Origin of the sequence: Limosilactobacillus antri DSM 16041, from assembly GCF_000160835.1 — a bacterium.
GTDB lineage: Bacteria > Bacillota > Bacilli > Lactobacillales > Lactobacillaceae > Limosilactobacillus > Limosilactobacillus antri.
In genome coordinates, this window is sequence record NZ_GG700734.1 from 78,038 (window position 1) to 96,040 (window position 18,003).

Annotated in this window: 10 protein-coding genes; 9 read left to right on the forward strand and 1 reads right to left on the reverse strand. The window is 48.7% G+C overall.

Annotated elements, in window-relative coordinates:
* Positions 1-28: 28 nt before the first annotated feature.
* Positions 29-481: a hypothetical protein gene (locus tag HMPREF0494_RS07890; RefSeq protein WP_007124426.1), complete on the reverse strand. Its 453-nt coding sequence runs from the start codon at positions 479-481 to the stop codon at positions 29-31.
* Positions 482-731: 250 nt separating this feature from the next.
* Between HMPREF0494_RS07890 and glf the strand changes: the two genes are divergently transcribed.
* From glf to HMPREF0494_RS07935, 9 genes are all read left to right on the forward strand, one after another.
* Positions 732-1,850 carry a UDP-galactopyranose mutase gene (gene glf / locus HMPREF0494_RS07895; protein ID WP_007124427.1) on the forward strand — a complete coding sequence of 373 codons (1,119 nt, stop codon included), beginning with the start codon at positions 732-734 and terminating at the stop codon, positions 1,848-1,850.
* 3 nt (positions 1,851-1,853) lie between these two features.
* Complete coding sequence (locus tag HMPREF0494_RS07900; protein WP_007124428.1) at positions 1,854-3,281, forward strand: flippase; 1,428 nt, start codon at positions 1,854-1,856, stop codon at positions 3,279-3,281.
* 184 nt (positions 3,282-3,465) lie between these two features.
* A complete protein-coding gene (locus HMPREF0494_RS07905; RefSeq protein ID WP_007124429.1) occupies positions 3,466-6,075 on the forward strand; it encodes a M23 family metallopeptidase in 2,610 nt (869 codons plus the stop codon).
* Between the two features lie 98 nt (positions 6,076-6,173).
* On the forward strand, positions 6,174-7,286 hold the full coding sequence (locus tag HMPREF0494_RS07910) for a glycosyltransferase (RefSeq protein ID WP_007124430.1): 1,113 nt from the start codon (positions 6,174-6,176) through the stop codon (positions 7,284-7,286).
* On the forward strand, positions 7,286-8,230 hold the full coding sequence (locus tag HMPREF0494_RS07915) for a glycosyltransferase family 2 protein (protein ID WP_007124431.1): 945 nt from the start codon (positions 7,286-7,288) through the stop codon (positions 8,228-8,230). The genes HMPREF0494_RS07910 and HMPREF0494_RS07915 overlap by 1 nt, the downstream gene beginning before the upstream one ends.
* Positions 8,231-8,258: 28 nt before the next feature.
* On the forward strand, positions 8,259-10,688 hold the full coding sequence (locus tag HMPREF0494_RS07920) for a M23 family metallopeptidase (protein ID WP_225430207.1): 2,430 nt from the start codon (positions 8,259-8,261) through the stop codon (positions 10,686-10,688).
* Between the two features lie 225 nt (positions 10,689-10,913).
* Positions 10,914-13,406 carry a C39 family peptidase gene (locus HMPREF0494_RS07925; RefSeq protein WP_007124433.1) on the forward strand — a complete coding sequence of 831 codons (2,493 nt, stop codon included), beginning with the start codon at positions 10,914-10,916 and terminating at the stop codon, positions 13,404-13,406.
* Between the two features lie 151 nt (positions 13,407-13,557).
* Positions 13,558-17,034, forward strand: coding sequence for a KxYKxGKxW signal peptide domain-containing protein (locus HMPREF0494_RS07930; protein ID WP_007124434.1), 3,477 nt, complete (start codon positions 13,558-13,560; stop codon positions 17,032-17,034).
* A 100-nt stretch (positions 17,035-17,134) separates the two neighbouring features.
* Entirely contained in the window at positions 17,135-17,983 is an 849-nt protein-coding gene (locus tag HMPREF0494_RS07935) for a hypothetical protein (protein WP_007124435.1), read from the forward strand.
* The last annotated feature ends 20 nt before the right edge of the window (positions 17,984-18,003 follow it).

Consider the following 18,003-nt stretch of genomic DNA (forward strand, 5'->3'; position numbering starts at 1 on the left):
TTTATTTCACTCTCATTTTTACTGAGATTTAGTTTTGCTTAACGATTTGGGCGTTGCTTGGCAGGCTCCCGGACCAGTCCTTGTAGGTTACACCGGATTGGTTCGGAGAAGTCTGCCGGTCCATCCCATCACTGTCAACGTGGTGGGTGATCCCGTTTTCGTCGGTCCAGACGGCGACGTCATTCAGGCCTAGTTGCTTTTGGCTGGCTGATGTCTGACTGCTGGAAGAAGTCGAGCTCTCACTGTCATTAGTCGTAGCGTTGCTGTTAGCGGAATTAGCATTCTTCTCAGATTCGCTTTGGCTGCTCTTCTTGTGTGAAGACTGCTTGTCCTTGTTGCTGCTCTTTTTAACCACCTTAGTGACTTTGTCTTTAGAAGTAGCTGACTTTGAAGAATCATGGTTAGAACCACAACCGGCCAACCCGAACGCTAAAGTCAACACTAATAGTCCAGAGAAAACGAGGCGTTGTAATTTCTTCATATTGTGATGTCTCTCCTATTAAAAAGATTTAATTTGCCATAGCTATACTAATCGGCTCGGTGATAGTATAATTATAGCATTTGCAAGAATTATTCGTCCACCGTCGGTCCCCTTGGACTAACGGTGACATGAATCATAAAGCATTGTAACATTAACGGCAATCAGCATTCAATCGAAAAACACAGTGGTTGCCGAGATTTAAAACAATAGTAAGATATTTGTAGTAAAAGAACGGATAAGGAGAACGGTTATGAAGAAGTACGATTATTTAGTTGTCGGTGCCGGCCTGTTTGGTGCCACCTTTGCTTACGAGGCGGCTAAGCGGGGCAAGCACGTCAAGGTAATTGAAAAGCGTCCCCACATTGCCGGAAACATCTACACCAAGGAGGTTGACGGCATCCAGGTCCACCAGTACGGCGCCCACATCTTCCACACTTCTAATCAAAAAATCTGGGACTACGTTAACCAGTTTGCCGACTTTAACCGTTACACCAACAGTCCCGTTGCCAACTACAAGGGCGAAATGTACAACCTGCCTTTTAACATGAACACTTTTAACGAGATGTGGGGGGTACGGACCCCAGCCGAGGCGCTTGCCAAAATTGATGAACAACGGCAGGAGATGGCGGGCAAGAAGCCGCAAAACCTGGAAGAACAGGCGATTTCACTGATTGGTCGGGACATTTACGAAAAGCTGATTAAGGGCTACACCGAGAAGCAGTGGGGACAGAAGGCCACCGACCTGCCGGCCTTTATCATTCGCCGCTTGCCCGTCCGGCTGACCTACGATAACAACTACTTCAACGACAGCTACCAGGGGATCCCGATGGGCGGGTATACCCAGATCGTCGAGCGGATGCTGGACAGTGACCTGATCGAAGTCGAGGTTAACACCGACTTCTACGACCACCGGGATGACTTCCTGGCGTCGGCTGATAAGGTGGTCTTCACCGGACCGATTGACCAGTTCTTTGACTACCAGCTTGGCGAACTCCAGTACCGGAGCCTCCGCTTTGAAACCGAGGAAAAGCCGGTGGGCAACTACCAGGGGAACGCGGTGATCAACTACACCGATGCCGAAACGCCGTACACCCGGGTAATTGAGCACAAGCACTTTGAATTCGGCAAGGGCGACAAGAATAAGACGGTCGTGACCCGCGAATACCCGGCGGACTGGCACCGGGGCGACGAGCCCTACTACCCGGTCAACAACCAGGAAAATAACCAGCTCTACGCGAAGTACCAAGAACTGGCCAAGGAACAGCCAAACGTAATTTTCGGCGGCCGGCTTGGCCAGTACCGCTACTACAACATGGACCAAGTCATTGCGGCAGCGTTAAAGACCGTTGCAAAGGAGTTCGACAAGTAAACGATGAAGGTAATTAAAAATTATCTCTACAATGCCGGCTATCAGATCCTCAATATGGTCCTGCCCCTGATTACGGTTCCGTATATTTCACGGGTCCTTGGGGCCCACGATGTTGGGATTAACGAATACACCAACAGCTGGGTAACCTTCTTTTATCTAATGGGTCAAATGGGAATTACCCTCTATGGTAACCGGGAGGTCGCCTACCATCGTGAGGACATTTATGAACGCTCCAAAACTTTTTGGGGGGTCGAAGCTCTGCAGCTATTAACGGTGTCTGCGTCATTGATTGCGTACCTGTTTGCGGTATTTCTTTTCAGCACCACGTTTAAACATTACTTTTTATTGCAGGGAATCTGGATTCTTGCTACTGGAGTAGATGTTTCCTGGTACTTTATGGGGTTGGAGAACTTTAAGGTAACCGTTGTCCGGAATACTTTGGTAAAGCTAGCGTCAATCGTCTTGATTTTCACGGTAATTAAGGATACTGGCGATCTGGGAAAATACATTGTAATTCTGGGAAGTGCACAGCTGCTCGGTAATTTAACCCTATGGCCGTACTTACGCGGCAATATTGTTTGGGTTAAGATTCGCGAATGGCACCCGTTTAGCCACTTCTACCCAGCTCTGCTCTTGTTTATCCCAACCATTACCACCCAGGTATACTTGGTGTTAAACCGGCTAATGCTGGGACGAATGTCAACTCAGGCTTCCCTGGGGAATTTCGGCCAGGCCGATAAGATCGTTAAGTTTGTTCTGGCAATCGTTACGGCAACGGGAACGGTGATGCTGCCCCACGTCGCCAGCAAATTTGCCAAGGGAGATATCAAAGGGGTCCGGGCAAGCCTCTATTCTTCATTCAACTTTGTTTCGGCAATTTCGATCCCGATGATGTTCGGCCTGATGGCAATTGCACGGCGGTTTGCCCCTTGGTTCTTGGGCGCCGACTTTAATATGGCTGGCGAAATAATGTTTTTGGAAGCGCCAATTATTGTCTTGATTGCCTGGAGTAACGTTACCGGAACGCAATACCTAATGCCGGTCAACCGGGTTAAGGAATATACGACTTCAGTGACCATTGGTGCCGTCAGCAACGTTGTGTTCAACCTCTTCTTAATTGAGGGCTGGGGAGCCAATGGGGCTGCGGTGGCAACAGTTTGCTCCGAGTTCCTAGTAACTGCTAGCCAGATTATGATGATCCGGCACACGATTCGCCGCCGGTTGATGTTTAAAGAAGTCTGGAAGTATTTCTTATGCGGACTGCTGATGTACTTAGTGGTCAACCGCCTATGCCTCATCATTAATATGTCAGTCGGCAATCTGATTTTAGAAGTGGTAGTGGGGGTCTTGATTTACCTAATCGGCTTGGTGGTCACCAGGGCGTCGATTTTAGATGAAGCAAAGAAACTCCTGGCCGCTAAGCAGAAATAAAATTATATTGCTAATCTGTTACAGATTTTTTAAAAGATATTGACTAGATTAGCATAAAACAGCTATAAGTGCCGTCGTATCAGGCATTTATAGCTGTTTGTTATAATTACTTTAAGATTTGCAATCTGGCGCCAAGACGGTTATCTTATTAGTTAGCGTTAATAAATCAACCGAAGTTTGATATTTGGAGGAAAGTACTATTTTTAACCTTAAAAATTTCAAAAGCAAAATTTTACCAACCATCACTGTCTGTGGGAGTGCACTCTTCTTAATGCACGGTAAGGTTTCTGCTGACCAGATTGATAATACTAACCAAAAACAAGCTAGTGTTCAAACGCTAGACCAAAACAACACGAATACAAACGGTACTTCAGGTACTGATAATAACAATAATTCTGACGCTGCGACTGCCCAAGCTTCTAGTCAGGCGGCAGATAATGGACAAAACGTTAATAATCAACAGAATACAAATACTGACGCTGCGGCTGACCAGGCTGGTGCCAACAAGCAGGCAACGACTGACAATAATCAAGAAACGGTTACCTATGACACGAAGGATAATGGTAACTACGCTGCCGTTGATAATGCTTCATTAAACACCAACGGCCAGTTAAACATCGACGGTTGGCACGCAACTAACGATGCTAAGGGTAAGGATTATCATTACGTAATCGTCCTTGACCAGGATAACAAGGAGATTGCGCGGCAAAACGTGACCGATGATGCCGTTGCCCGTCCCGATGTACAACGGGTCCACAATGTTTATGGAGCTGGCCAGTCAGGTTTTAATGTTCAGTTCAACCTGTCAAAGAGTGTTTTAGCTAACACCAGTTCGATCCGGATCATCAGTCGTTATAGCAGTGACCCATATGGTAATCAAAATAATATTGACTATTGGTTTGCGCCAATTACGGTCGACCGGAAGAACTACGGTTACTTGGATATTGTTTCCGTAAGCAATGGCCAGTTAAACGTTGGCGGCTGGAACACGACTAACCAGGCTGCCGACAAGCCTTACCATATTATTATGGTTGTCGACCAAACTACTGGCCAAACGGTTGCTCAGCAACTGGTTACTGGGGATAACCAACGTGATGACATTGCCCGGATCTACACCCAGATTGATGGGGCTGGCCAGTCCGGGTTTAACGTTCACTTCAGCTTAAACCAGTTGAACCTGAACCATAAGTTGCAGGTGGTAAGCCGCTACTCAACTAGCAAGGATGGTATGGGGAGCAATGTTGACTACTACTTCACGCCAATTACCACCGGCAACTACACTAACCAGGGGAACTTGGATAGTTTTAACGTCAGCAACGGCCAAACGTTGACCATCACCGGTTGGCACGCTGATGATATTTCCAAATTAGAAAACAACCACTTCTTGATCTTGTTTGATAATACGGCAAATAAGCAGGTTGCGTCAGTCAACGCAACGACGGTTGCCCGGCCAGATGTTGCACGTGCGTTCCCATCAGTTGCTACTGCTGGCCAGTCTGGCTATAAGGTTAGCTTTGACTTAGCAGGAATTAACCTGGTACCGGGGCACTCCTATTCAGTCGTCAGCCGGTATTCAACCAGTGCTGAGGACAATGGTGGCGGCGGTCAGTACACCGACTACTGGTTTGCTCCTGTTAATTACAGTCAGCAGGCGAGTGCGATTGATAGTATCAAGACAACTAAGGACGGGGTTCAGGTTGCCGGTTGGATGGCCAGTGACTATGCTGCCGGCCGTGACAATGCTTATGTCCTGATTATGAATAACGGTAAAGAAGTTGCCCGGCAAAAAGTCGAACTGTTTGCTCGGCCAGACGTTGCCAAAGCCTTTCCTGGCCTTTACAACAGTGCTAATAGTGGCTTTAACACCCTGGTAAAGTTGGACCCCACCCGCTTGACTGGCAACTTGCAGGTTCTGTTACGGTTTTCAGGGTCCGCTGATGGTAATGTCGATTGTGTAGATCAGTGGAGCAAGAACTACTCTACCAGTGCTGGTGGCTTTGATGAAATCAATGTCTTAGATAGTAGTATCTACGTTAGTGGTTGGCATGCTAGTGAACAGACAGCCGATAAGCCATACCAGTTTTTAATCTTTATTGATCAAAATACTGGAAAAGAGATTTATCGTCAGCAGGTTCTGGATACTAACAATAGTCGTCCTGATCTTGCTAAGGCATACCCACAAATCCTTGATAGTGATAAGGCCGGCTTCAAGCTTGGATTTACAATTCCTTCTAGCTTAGATCACCATACTGTCCGGATTATTCACCGCTTTACGAATGACGTTTACGGGAACGGAAATTCTGTAGATATGTGGTCCGATCCAATTTCCATCCACAACAACCGCTGGGCATGGCCATTCCCATCAACTGGGCAGGGCAGCTTTATGGGGGCCCAACTGTTTGGGGTAAACCCCGGTGGTGAATTCCGCCAAAACGGTTTCCACGATGGGCTGGACTTTGGTGCTTACGATCACCCAGGTAGCCAGGTTCATGCTATCCACAGCGGGACAATCGTCGGCGTTGGCTACACGGCCGGCTTAGACTGGTACGTCCTGGAAGATACTGGTGAATACCTGATCGTTTACCAAGAAGCCTTCTCTAACCGCGGCAACATCAACGTTGTGCCGGGACAGAAGATTGAAGTCGGTGACGTGATTGGTAACCGTGATACCTCCCACGTTCACATTGGGATTACTCGTGAACATAACTTTAACCGGGCCTTGGCAAAGTCCTTTACCAACGATGGTACTTGGCTGAACCCACTGGAGATTATCCGGAACGGTCTGAATGGTTAATAGTTAGACGCTAAAAATGCGCCACTTTCTGTGATGGAGAGTGACGCATTTTTTATTTACAGTGCGACCGGAGTGTGAAATAATGCAAGAGGTTAACAATGGAGGAATTTATTGCTATGAAAAACGGCTTGCTTTTGGTGCCCTTTATGACTGGCAAGGGGGGGACCGAAACTGTAATTAAAAACTTATTTACTGCCTATCACCATTCCACGGTCCAACCGGATTATCGACTACGGGTATACTCGATCGGTGGCAGTAACGATTACGCCTGGGCACGACCGGCAAAGGAAGTAACAATTAAACACATCAGCCGCCGCCGAATGGTTCGAACCCTGTATTATCTGACCTGTTTGCCAGGCTATCTCTTCCGGATAATTAACCGGGAACGGCCGGACTTTATTATTTCGACGAACCCGGTGATGTGGTTTCTGGCATACCGGATTGTGCATTTACTAAAACTAAAAACAAAGGTAATTGCCTGGTACCACTACTCGCTCAAACGGAAACCGGTACGGCCCCTATTCTTGCACGCCGCTGATGACTACCTGGCCATTAGTGATGCGATTAGCACAGAGCTGGTGCGAGCCGGAATTTCGCTGGATCACATTTTTACTATCTACAACCCGATTACGACTGACCAGACGGTGGTTCAACGACCACTTGCGGGGCCAACCCGGTTTATCTACCTGGGGCGGCTGGATCTGGATGGGCAGAAAAACCTGCGAGACTTGATTTCAGCTTGCCGGCTGTTGAGAGGGAAATGGCGGCTGGATCTCTATGGCGACGAGACGAAGGCCCAGGCGGTCAAGGAATTTGTTCGGGAACAACAATTAGAATCGCGGATCAGCTTTCGGGGCTTTGTTGCCAACCCGTGGCAGCAAATCAAGCAGGCGTCGGCCCTGGTCCTTTGCTCTAACTTTGAGGGTTACCCAATGGTCTTGGCGGAGGCAATGTCGCATGGCGTCTTTTGTATTGCATCGAACATTGATGGCTCCAATGAGCTTGTCACACCTTCCAATGGTAGCCTGTACCAATTGCACGATTACCAGGATCTCGCCACCAAGATGCAAGCGGTGATTGATGCTCCCCAGGCACTGCCGTCAGCAGCGCAGATTCAGGAAACGGTGGAAAAGCTATTGCCACAGGAGTATCTCCACCGCTTTAACCAGGCAATTGCAAGCATTTTAAAGGAAAAAGACGGGGTGAAGTAATGAATAAGAAAGTAGCAATTTTGATGTCGACCTATAACGGGGAACGCTACTTGGCGGAACAAATCCAGTCAATTATTGACCAGTCCTACCCGAATTGGACATTGTATATTCGGGATGACGGATCTACCGACCGCACGCAGGAAATCATTAAGAAGTATGCTAACCTGAATTCCCGAATCGTCTTCTTTAACGAGGGGCGGGTTGAGAACGTCGGGGTGGTACGCTCGTTTATGGAGTTGCTGGAAAAGACGAGTGCTGATTGCTATATGTTTAGTGACCAAGATGACGTTTGGCTAGCTGATAAGGTAAAAGATACGTTAGCCAAATTAGAGCAGAATGAGCCGGGGCCAGTTTGCGTCTTTACTGATTTGGAAATCGTTGACCAGGACCTCAAACCAATTCGGCGGATGAATGGGGATAACATCTGGACGGATTTTCGGTTGCTGCTCTTTTCGAACTGCGTTACCGGCTGTACAATGATGATAAACGAGGCGTTAAAGCAACTAATTCATTTCAAGACGCTTGATTATCGGTACGTCTATATGCACGACTGGTGGATTGGCTTGCTGGCGGCCGCGTTTGGTAGGCTGGTCTACCTTAACCAGCCAACGATTCAGTACCGGCAGCATGGTGACAACGTGGTGGGAAGCAGCAAGAAGAATACCCTGGGGCACGTTCTGTATCGCTTAACCCATTTAAGACCGGAACGAAAGCGGGCCCGCGAAGCGATTAATATTATTTATGAATTTAACCGGGAGTATCCAGACCAGTTACAAGGGGGGGATCAGCGTTACGTTCAGGAATACGCTCGGCTAAAACAGCGGAGCTCTGTCGGGTATAATATGAAGCTGTGCTTACGACTGGCACCACCACGGCTGACCACCAAGCAGAAGTTCTTCTTTAGCTACTTGATGATAATGTTTCCAAAAGACTTTTTAGGTTAAATAGTACGTAATAATGGGGGAGATTATTATGGATTTCAAGAGTGTTAGAAGCAAAATTTTACCAACGGTTACCGTTTGTGGGGCAGCACTGTTCCTGCTTGGCGCCCAACCGGTATTAGCTGACCAAGCACCAGCGGGGCAAAATGGATCGGTAACGGTGAACACAGCAATGGCGGGAAATCAAACTAGTAGTACGGCACAAAATGCCAGCGCTTATAATCATGATGACCATGGCAACTATGCTTGGTTGGATCATGTTGCGCTGGATAACAAGGGACAGCTGAACGTGGCGGGCTGGCACGCAACTAATGAAGCGGTCAACCGTCCCTACCACTATCTGATTGCGTTGAATCAGGACCGGCAAGAAATTGCACGTGAGAACATTAGCGGGCAGAATATTGCCCGGCCAGATGTTCAAGCCGTTCATAATGTATACAATGCCGGGCAGTCCGGCTTTGTGGGCCGGTTAGACCTCTCTGGCGCTTTGAAAGATACTGATTCTATAACGCTGATTAGCCGGTACACAAGCGATGCCGGAGGCAACTTCAACTATATTGATTACTGGTTTGCCCCAGTAACCGTTGACCAGACAAATCGGGGAAGCCTTGACAACGCTAGCGTTAAGGATAACCAACTGGAGTTAGCGGGCTGGAATGCGACGAACCGGGCAGCTGGCCGCCCATATCACTACGTTATTTTAATTGACCGTACTACTGGCCGCGAAATTGGTCGTCAACTAGTGACTGCTGGAATGGAAAGACCCGATGTGGCACGAGTATTCCCAGAGGTTGCCGGCGCCGGGCAAGCGGGCTTTGCCGTTCATTTTAACTTAACTGGGATTGACTTCAACCACCAATTACAGGTATTAAGCCGTTATGCTGGGGATCCAGCTGGCAACGCAAATTACGTTGACTTTTATTACCAGCCGCTTACGACAGGGAATTATGCTAATCAGGGCTGGCTGGATGGTTTCAACCTTAGCGATGGGAAGCACCTAGAAGTGAGCGGCTGGCATGCTAATGATGTTTCACGCTTTGAAAACCAGCACTTTATTATTTTATTTGATAATACTGCTAACCAGCAGGTCGCGGTGATGCGGGTTACTAATAGTGACCGACCGGATGTGCAAAGAGTGTACCAGAACATTGCTACTGCGGGACACTCTGGTTTTAATGCCGACCTTGCGCTCACCGCTGACCAATTATGCGCGGGTCATATGTACTCAATCGTTAGCCGTTACTCAACCAGCAGTGATGGCAACGGTGGTACCGGTCAATATACCGATATGTGGTTTAAAGCATTTACGCTAAACCAGCAGAATTATTGCCTTGATAGCATTAAAATGCAGCAGGATGGGCTGCAAGTCGCCGGCTGGATGACCAGTGATTACTCGCTGAATCGGCCGTATGCCTTTGTCATTGTCTTAGCAGATGGGCGTGAAATTGCGCGGAAGGCAGTAACCTTAACTCCACGCCCTGATGTTGCCAAGGCCAATCCGACGGTGTTTAACAGCCTCACCAGCGGCTTTGAGACGACCGTTAACTTTAACCCTGCGGCCGTGACGGGGAAGCTGCAGGTGATTTTGCGCTTTACTAATGATCCAGTTGGGAACGGTGATGCTTCTGACCAGTACAGTAGTTCCTATGCCAGCAACGATGGCTGGTTTGACCAAATCAATGTATCTGATAAGGGAATCTACGTTAGCGGCTGGCATGCCAGCGACCAATCCGCTAATAAGCCGTATCAATACTTGATTTTTATTGATACTCGGACCGGACAGGAACTATACCGGCAACGGATTTTAGATGTTAATCGTGAGCGGGGCGACTTAGCTAATCAGCGGCCGTATATTTTGAATAGCGACCATTCTGGATACCAGCTGGGCTTTAACTTGCCGGCAAGTCTTGATCACCACACGGTCCGGATTATTCACCGCTTTACCGATGACATTAACGGCAACGGTAATTACGTTGATTTGACTTCTGATCCGGTTAAAATTCACGATGACCGCTGGGCTTGGCCGTTCCCGGCAATTGGCAGAGGTAGTTTTACTTCTGGTCAATTATTCGGTGTCCACCCAGGCAATGATCGGATCAATAGTTTCCATGATGGGTTGGACTTTGGTGCATACGATCACCCAGGCAGTACGGTGCAGGCAATCCACAGCGGGACGATCGTTAAGATCGGTTATGCCAAGGGACTAGAAAACTATGTCGTTGAAGACACTGGCGAATACCTAATAATTTATCAGGAGGCATTCCAGTCCCTTAATAATGTTGCCGTCCACGTGGGACAAAAGATTAATGTCGGCGATCCGATTGGTATTCGTAATACTACCCACGTTCATATCGGGATCACCCGTCAGCATAATTTCTGGCTGGCGGAGGGTAGTGCCTATTCTAACGATGGGACCTGGCTCGACCCCTTGGTAATTATTAGTAATGGCTTAAATGGTTAATAATCAAATTTCCTCGTTAGGCCGAAAAATAACTGCTTACGTTCATTAGTTGGGCGTCAGCAGTTATTTTTTATTTGCATTAAATTGCGTGGTTGTGGTATAAAGTTATGACACAATGCCTGCTAAATAAACTACGTTAAATGCAATTTATGACCGCTTAACGCAACGTTAGGAAATTCGGGTGTTGTATAATAAAAAACACTAATTGAAATTGGGGGAGAATGAATGGTAAAGGAACATAAAAAGCTGTATAAGGCGGGGAAGCATTGGCTCGTGGCAACGCTGACGGCCCTTTCCATGGGGGCCGTAATGGTTACTACCGCTAGTGCCGATACAACAAACCCGGCTGCTGCGCCTGCGCAGGTCCAGGAAAGTGGTCAAAAGCAGGCTGAGCAACCCAACCTAGCAGACCAAGGGAATTACGCGCACCTGGATCGGCAGTCCGTAAATGATCAGGGGCAGTTAAACGTCAGTGGCTGGCATGCTGGCAATGGCTCGATTGACCGGCCGTACCACTACATCATCGCGCTTGACCCGGCTACCAACCGGGAAATTGCCCGGCAAAACATTACTGACCAAGCCGTGGCGCGTCCTGATGTTCAGCGGTCCTTTAACGTTGCCGGCGCGGGCCAGTCCGGCTTTAACGTCAACTTTGACTTGAAGGACCAGCTGGCAAACCTAGCCAGTGTCCAGATTATCAGTCGGTATAGCGCTGACCAGGCGGGCAATATCAATAATTTTGATTACTGGTTCGCGCCAATTGCACTTAATCGGTCTAATATCGGTAACTTAGACCGGGCAACGGTGCAAAACGGTGAATTAGAAGTCGCTGGTTGGCACGCAACTAATTTGGCAGCGGATAAGCCGTATCACTACCTTATCCTGCTTGACCGGACGACTGGCAAGGAGGTTGGCCGGCAATTAATTCAGCAAGCGGTGGCCCGGCCGGATATTACGCGGGCTTTTCCGGGAATTTACCGGGCCAGTCAATCCGGCTTTGTGGCTCGGTTTGCAGCTGCGGGACTGGATTTTCATCACCAGCTGCAGGTAGTTGATCGTTATAGTAAGGCAGCCGATGGCAATACAGACTACGTTGATTACTGGTTTACGCCGTTTACCAGTACGGAATACGTTAACGCCGGCTATCTTGACGGCTATAATCTTGCCGACCGGGAAAAGATCACGGTCAGTGGCTGGCATGCTAATGACATTTCGCAGTTTGAGCCCAACCATTTCCTGATTTTATTTGATAACACTGCTAAGCGTCAGGTGGCGGTGACGAAAGCGACGACTGTGGCCCGTCCTGATATTGCAAACATTTACCATAATCTCAAAACTGCCCGCCAGTCCGGCTTTTCTGGCAGCTTTGATTTAGGCGACGCTCAGTTGATTGGCGGCCACTCCTACTCGGTAGTTAGCCGGTATTCCACCAGCGACCAGGACAATGGTGGCAGTGGTCAGTGCACGGATTATTGGTTCACCCTTCCGACGCTCAACCAGCGGGCGTTTAATATTGAATCGCAGGAGATGACGAAGGCGGGCTTGAAGGTTAGCGGCTGGATGGTCAGCGACTATTCGGCGGGCTGCCCCTATGCCTACCTCATCCTTCTTAACGACGGTAAGGAAATTGGTCGCCAGGCGGTTACTCTGACGGCCCGCCCTGACGTCGGCAAGGTGTATGCCCATACCTACGGGAGTGCGGTCAGTGGTTTTTCAACCCTGATTAAGCTTGCTAATCCGGCAGTTGCTAACGGGAAGCTCAGTATGGTTCTCCGTTTTTCTGCTGACCAGTACGGCAACGTTAACAACGATGACCAGTTTACCGCCAGCCATGATACTAACCAGTCTGGCTTTGATAAGATTAGTGTCGACCCGTATAACAACACGATGCACGTGAGTGGCTGGCACGCAAGCAATGCGGTGGCGGATAAGCCCTACCAATACCTGATTTTCCTAGGCAGCAATGGTCGTGAATTGTACCGGCAGCGGGTCTTGGACGTTAATCGCAGTCGTCCGGACATTGCCAGGTATGCTGGCTACCTTTTGAATAGCAGCACTTCCGGATACCAGCTTGGCTTTGACCTGCCGGATAACATGAAGCACCAGTGGGTGACGGTTATTCACCGCTTTACCGACGACGTCAACGGCAATGGTCATGCGGTTGACGCTTACTCGAACAGCTTCTTCGTTAACTCGGGCGCAATTTTGCAGCGGGATGCCGCGGGCAGAATTATTGGTGCAATCAACAACGCCGAAGTTATCTGCCAGAACCCTGAGCTGCCGACGGGGTGTGAGATGACGGCGGTCACGATGATGCTCCGTTACGCCGGGGTCAACGTCGATAAGTTCCAGGTAGCTAATGAAACGCCGCGGAGCTCGAATGGTGACTATGGCTTTGTCGGCAACCCGTACAGCGTCACCGGTTGGTGGGTCTTCCCAACCGGGATTGCGCCGGTGGTTCAGCGTCACTTAGGCACCAGCCAGGTGATGACTGGCGCTTCGCTGGCGGCCATTCAAGAGAAACTCAACATCGGGCACCTGGTGGTAGTGTGGATGGCAAATATGAACGGTTTCGTCAACCACGCCATTACCCTGACTGGCTACAACGCCAGCGGCTTCTTCTACAACAACCCGTGGACCGGCCGCAAGGAAGCGATGTCCTATGGTGAATTCTATGGTCACTGGAACGCGGACGCGCAACGGGCTTTAAGTTATTAAATAAATTGAGGTGGTACTCGCCAATTAGCGGGTACCGCTTTTTATTTTAAAGTTTTTTGTGGTGTGGCTAGGAAAGTATGGGTGTAGACCTTGAAATTTTAAAGGGGGGGTAGAATAAAAAGCGTCTATCTTTAGGTGGGGGGAAAGAAAAATGACTAAACGTAAGAAAATGTACAAGGCCGGCAAGCGCTGGGTAGTCGCCACATTGACGGTTGCTAGTATTGCGGTTGCAGGGACGGCAGTGAATAGCCGGGTTGCCCATGCCGACACGGTTAGTGGGACTGAAACTCAACAGGTAAGCAACGACGGCAACTCCAGTGCCCCGGTTACCGGGACCGCCACTCAACAGGCAGAGGACACTAGTGCAAGCAACGCCAGTGATGACAATGATCCGCGGATTACTGTGGTTAGTGGTGACCAAAACCAAGCGCAACGAGAGCAACTCCAACAGCAAGCACAGAATTTACAGCAGCAAATTGCCAATAACACTAGCAGCATTAGCAAAGCGCAAAATCAACTAAAACAATATCAGCAACAGCAAGCTGCTAATGAACAAGCAATTGCAGATGACCAAGCTAAAATCCAGCAAGGCCAGCATATGGTAGACCAAGCTAAACAGAACAAAGCCAAAAAGCTTCAAAATTTATTACAACAATATTGGTCTAAGAAAACACAGATAGATAAATCAGTTGCCCATTATAATGAGCTAAATGAACAATATCAAAAAGCTCAGCAAGAATTTTCCATCCTGCGCCAGCAAGCAGACGAAAAGCAGAAACAATGGGAGGCTGCGGATGCCTCTTCCAAGCACAGTTTATATCTTGAAATGCGAGCAGCTAATCAAAAAAGAGATGCCGCAAATAAAATCCAGACAGAGCTACTAAACCAGTATTCTCAGGCTTTACGCGATACATCCAAATTAGATTCTGAAAGCACTTCACTTCTGTTGGAATATACCGACCTAAGATACAGTGGCAATCCCTACCTAACAGAAGACAAATCCACTTACGAACAGGGCCAGTCACTGGTTGACACATATACTAAGAAATTAGCTGATGACCAGGCTAAGCAAATCTCGACTGGCCGAATTCGTGGCTTACAAAATAACATCAGCCGTATTACAGACCAGCTCAACCAGGCCAAGAGCAACTTGAAGCAAGTAAACGCACAGATTGCTGCGCTCCCAGCGGTGTTCCAGGTCAAGAAGACCATTACCCGGATAGTCTACTTCAACTTGCCGGACGGGCAGCAAACCCACTATAGCCAAGTTGCCACGATTACCGGTACAAAGACCGTTGCAGGCACTGGGCAGGCGACCTACTCCAACTGGTCAACCGCTGAATGGCCGGCCTTTACTTCCCCAGATTTCTATGGGGATGAATACATCACCCCTACGGCACCGGCCCAAGCGGTCGACAGTACTACCGCTGACCAAACCATTACCCTCAGCTACACCGTCGCTGAGGATTTTGCAAAAGAAAATTATGGTAAGCTCACTTCCGTAATCATTACTCCTTCCAACGGCTCTACAATGGCCCGCCTCGGTCTCGAAGGCTGGCACGTTGCCGACGCTAGCCGGGTACTAAATCATGCTTACATTATCGTCAAAAACCAAAGAACGGGGAAAATTGTTGCCGAAACAAGCTACACGCCATTAGCCAGCCAGGATGCGCAACAAGCCTACCCGAAGATTGCTAATAGTAATCAAGCTAAATTTAGCGTTGTTTTAAACATTCCCCTCAAAACTTTAAATGATCCTCTGGAGGTCATCGCCCGTTATACAAATGGCGATAGTTATGATACCGGGCGTTTGAATGCTGATTACTCGTTTGCACCAATTAACGCCGACATGGGTAACCACGCCTGGCTGGACCAGTGCGCTTTTGTGAACGGGAAATTACATGTTGCTGGTTGGCACGCCACCAACCAGGCTCCAGGCGCTACCCATACCATCATCCTCTTTGACGCTAGCCGTAATCGCGAAATCAGTCGAATTACAACAGGAGATGTCGTGAGAAATGATATCCAGGCTATCTACCCGACAATCTATAATGCCGGCTATTCCGGCTTTTCCGCCGACTTTGATGTCATCCCGGACATGGTTGGTGACCAGTTGCAAATCGTTTCCCGTTGGAGTGGCAATGATACCAATGCTAACTACGTAGACTATTGGTTCCCTGCCAAAATAATGATGAGCGGCGAGGATAATAATGCCTACCTTGACCAAGCCAAGGTTATCAACAACCACTTCACCGTTGCCGGCTGGCACGCTACTAACCAGGCAACTGGACGCCCGTATCACACGATTATCCTCTTTGATGCCAGTCAAAATCGCGAGTTAACCCGGATTAGCGTTACCCCAGACGAACGAGCTGACGTCGCCAGAGCCTTCCCGCAATTTTTTAATGCTGGTGAGTCCGGTTTCAACGTCAGTTTTGACCTCCTGCCCGAAATGGCGATCGATAATATCCAAATCATTTCACGCTGGAGCAAGTCCCAGGATGCCAATACCGACTATGTTGATTACTGGTTCGCTCCCCAACGGCTCTTAACTGATGATAACAAGGCCGCCCTTGATGGGGTCAGTTTCGCTAACAACCAGCTGCAAGTTACCGGCTGGCACGCTGCTAATCAAGCGGTCGGGCGTCCATACCATACAATCATTATTTTTGACGCTAGCCAGCACCGTGAATTAGGGCGCAAAACGGTTAGTCTAACGGAACGGAACGACGTTGCCCGTGCATTTCCTCAAATCATAACTGCCGGAAAGTCGGGCTTCAACGCCAGTTTTGACCTCCAGCCCGAAATGGCGACCGATAACATCCAAATCATTTCACGCTGGAGCAAGTCCCAGGATGCCAATACCGACTACGTTGACTACTGGTTCGCTCCCCAGCGGTTGTTAACGGACCAGTCCAACCGGGCCGCCCTTGATGGCGTCAGCAGTTATAATGGCCAGTTAATGGTTGCCGGCTGGCACGCCACCAACCTGGCTCTGGGAAAGCAATACCATTACATTATTGTCATTGATCCAGCTACTGGTAAAGAAATCGCCCGTCAGCTGGTCAACGCAGGGACCGACCGTCCTGACGTTAGCCGGGCCTTCCCAGGGGTTGCTAATGCCGACCAGAGCGGCTTCAAGGTGGCCTTTACACCAAATGCCGCCTTTGCCCAGGCTCGTCAGCTAACCATTATCAGCCGGTGGACCGATGATCAGGGTGGCAATGGTAACTACGTTGATTACTGGTTTGCCCCGGTAATGCGACCTACTATTCAGGGCAATGCAGGAGCACTTGAGAGCGAGCGGTATGCGTGGGATACACTGGGAGTCACTGGCTGGCACGCCACCGATAGTTCCCTGAATGAACCCTACCGGACGTTGATTCTCATTGACAATACCCTCCACAAGGAAGTGGCCCGCCAGTCGATTAGCAGCGTTTCCCGGCCAGACATTGCCAAGAAGTATCCAAACATTGCGGGAGCCGGTAATTCCGGCTTTGACACCCACTTTAAGGTTAACGGGACTGACCCGACTCACGACTTTACCTTGATTTCACGGTATTCTGCCACGCGTGATGCCAACGAAAATTGTACTGACTACGACTTCCATATCGGTCAGCTATGGTAATCGGTAAATCCAAACCGGAAAAAGAATCAAAATAGCTTAGGTGGCTAATCAAGCATTGCTTTCAACTCTTGATTAGCCACCTGAACAGGAGAATTACAGAATGAAAAAATCAAAAATGATGTCCGTATTCTTAACAGTAATTGTGCTGGGGCTGGTTTTAACTGCTTGCGGTAAAGAAACAAGCAAACCGAAAGACAATGGTCAGCCGCTAACCGGTGCTTATAAAACCAACTACACGACTAAGGACGGCACTAAGCAGCCCAGTTATTGGTATTTCAAGAAGGACGGTACTTTCCTGTATTGCACGCCGCAGGTTAATTCAACTAACTCCAAGAGTGACACCGAATACTGGTATGGTGATGCTAAGCGCGGAACCTGGGAATTGCGGGGAAACGATGAGTACGAGCTCAAAATGCACGACCTTTATGATGATGACTACTATCACCTTGATGCTGAGCTGGATGGCAGTGGTGATCTTTCCGTTTCAGATAGTGCAAAAAAGCCGAAGTATGAATATGGCACTGACGTTGGCTGCTATAAGCGGAAAAAGATGACTTATTCCCAGTTCATGGACTTGTTTAACCAGGCCAAGGCATCAGACCAGGAAAAGGTTCAGAATAATGGTTACGCAAAGCCGGACAATGACGATAGTACTACCGGCAGTGAAAGTAGCAGTTCCGCTACCTCCAGTAGCACTAGTAGTGCGGATCCAGACGAAATCGGCCGGGCGGTCTACAAGCTAGTTTTCCCAAGTGAAGAAGCCGATTCGGTTGAGCAAGACGGTGATTCCTACTACGTCAGCAATGAATACCATTCCGCTGACAGCACAATCCGCTTCCAAATCAATGGTGATAAGGTTACCTATTGGACACAAGCGGCGGGCGACACGACTGCAGATGGTCACAATGAAGAGCACAACGTCAGCATTAGCAGCCTGTTAGGCAATTAAGATACCGACAACATTAAAAG

Excerpts from the sequence above, each read along its gene's own strand:
- HMPREF0494_RS07920 (WP_225430207.1), top strand. The coding sequence starts at position 8,259 with ATGGATTTCAAGAGTGTTAGAAGCAAAATTTTACCAACGGTTACCGTT.
- HMPREF0494_RS07890 (WP_007124426.1), bottom strand. The coding sequence starts at position 481 with ATGAAGAAATTACAACGCCTCGTTTTCTCTGGACTATTAGTGTTGACT.
- HMPREF0494_RS07935 (WP_007124435.1), top strand. The coding sequence starts at position 17,135 with ATGAAAAAATCAAAAATGATGTCCGTATTCTTAACAGTAATTGTGCTG.
- HMPREF0494_RS07910 (WP_007124430.1), top strand. The coding sequence starts at position 6,174 with ATGGAGGAATTTATTGCTATGAAAAACGGCTTGCTTTTGGTGCCCTTT.
- glf (WP_007124427.1), top strand. The coding sequence starts at position 732 with ATGAAGAAGTACGATTATTTAGTTGTCGGTGCCGGCCTGTTTGGTGCC.
- HMPREF0494_RS07930 (WP_007124434.1), top strand. The coding sequence starts at position 13,558 with ATGACTAAACGTAAGAAAATGTACAAGGCCGGCAAGCGCTGGGTAGTC.
- HMPREF0494_RS07900 (WP_007124428.1), top strand. The coding sequence starts at position 1,854 with ATGAAGGTAATTAAAAATTATCTCTACAATGCCGGCTATCAGATCCTC.
- HMPREF0494_RS07925 (WP_007124433.1), top strand. The coding sequence starts at position 10,914 with ATGGTAAAGGAACATAAAAAGCTGTATAAGGCGGGGAAGCATTGGCTC.
- HMPREF0494_RS07915 (WP_007124431.1), top strand. The coding sequence starts at position 7,286 with ATGAATAAGAAAGTAGCAATTTTGATGTCGACCTATAACGGGGAACGC.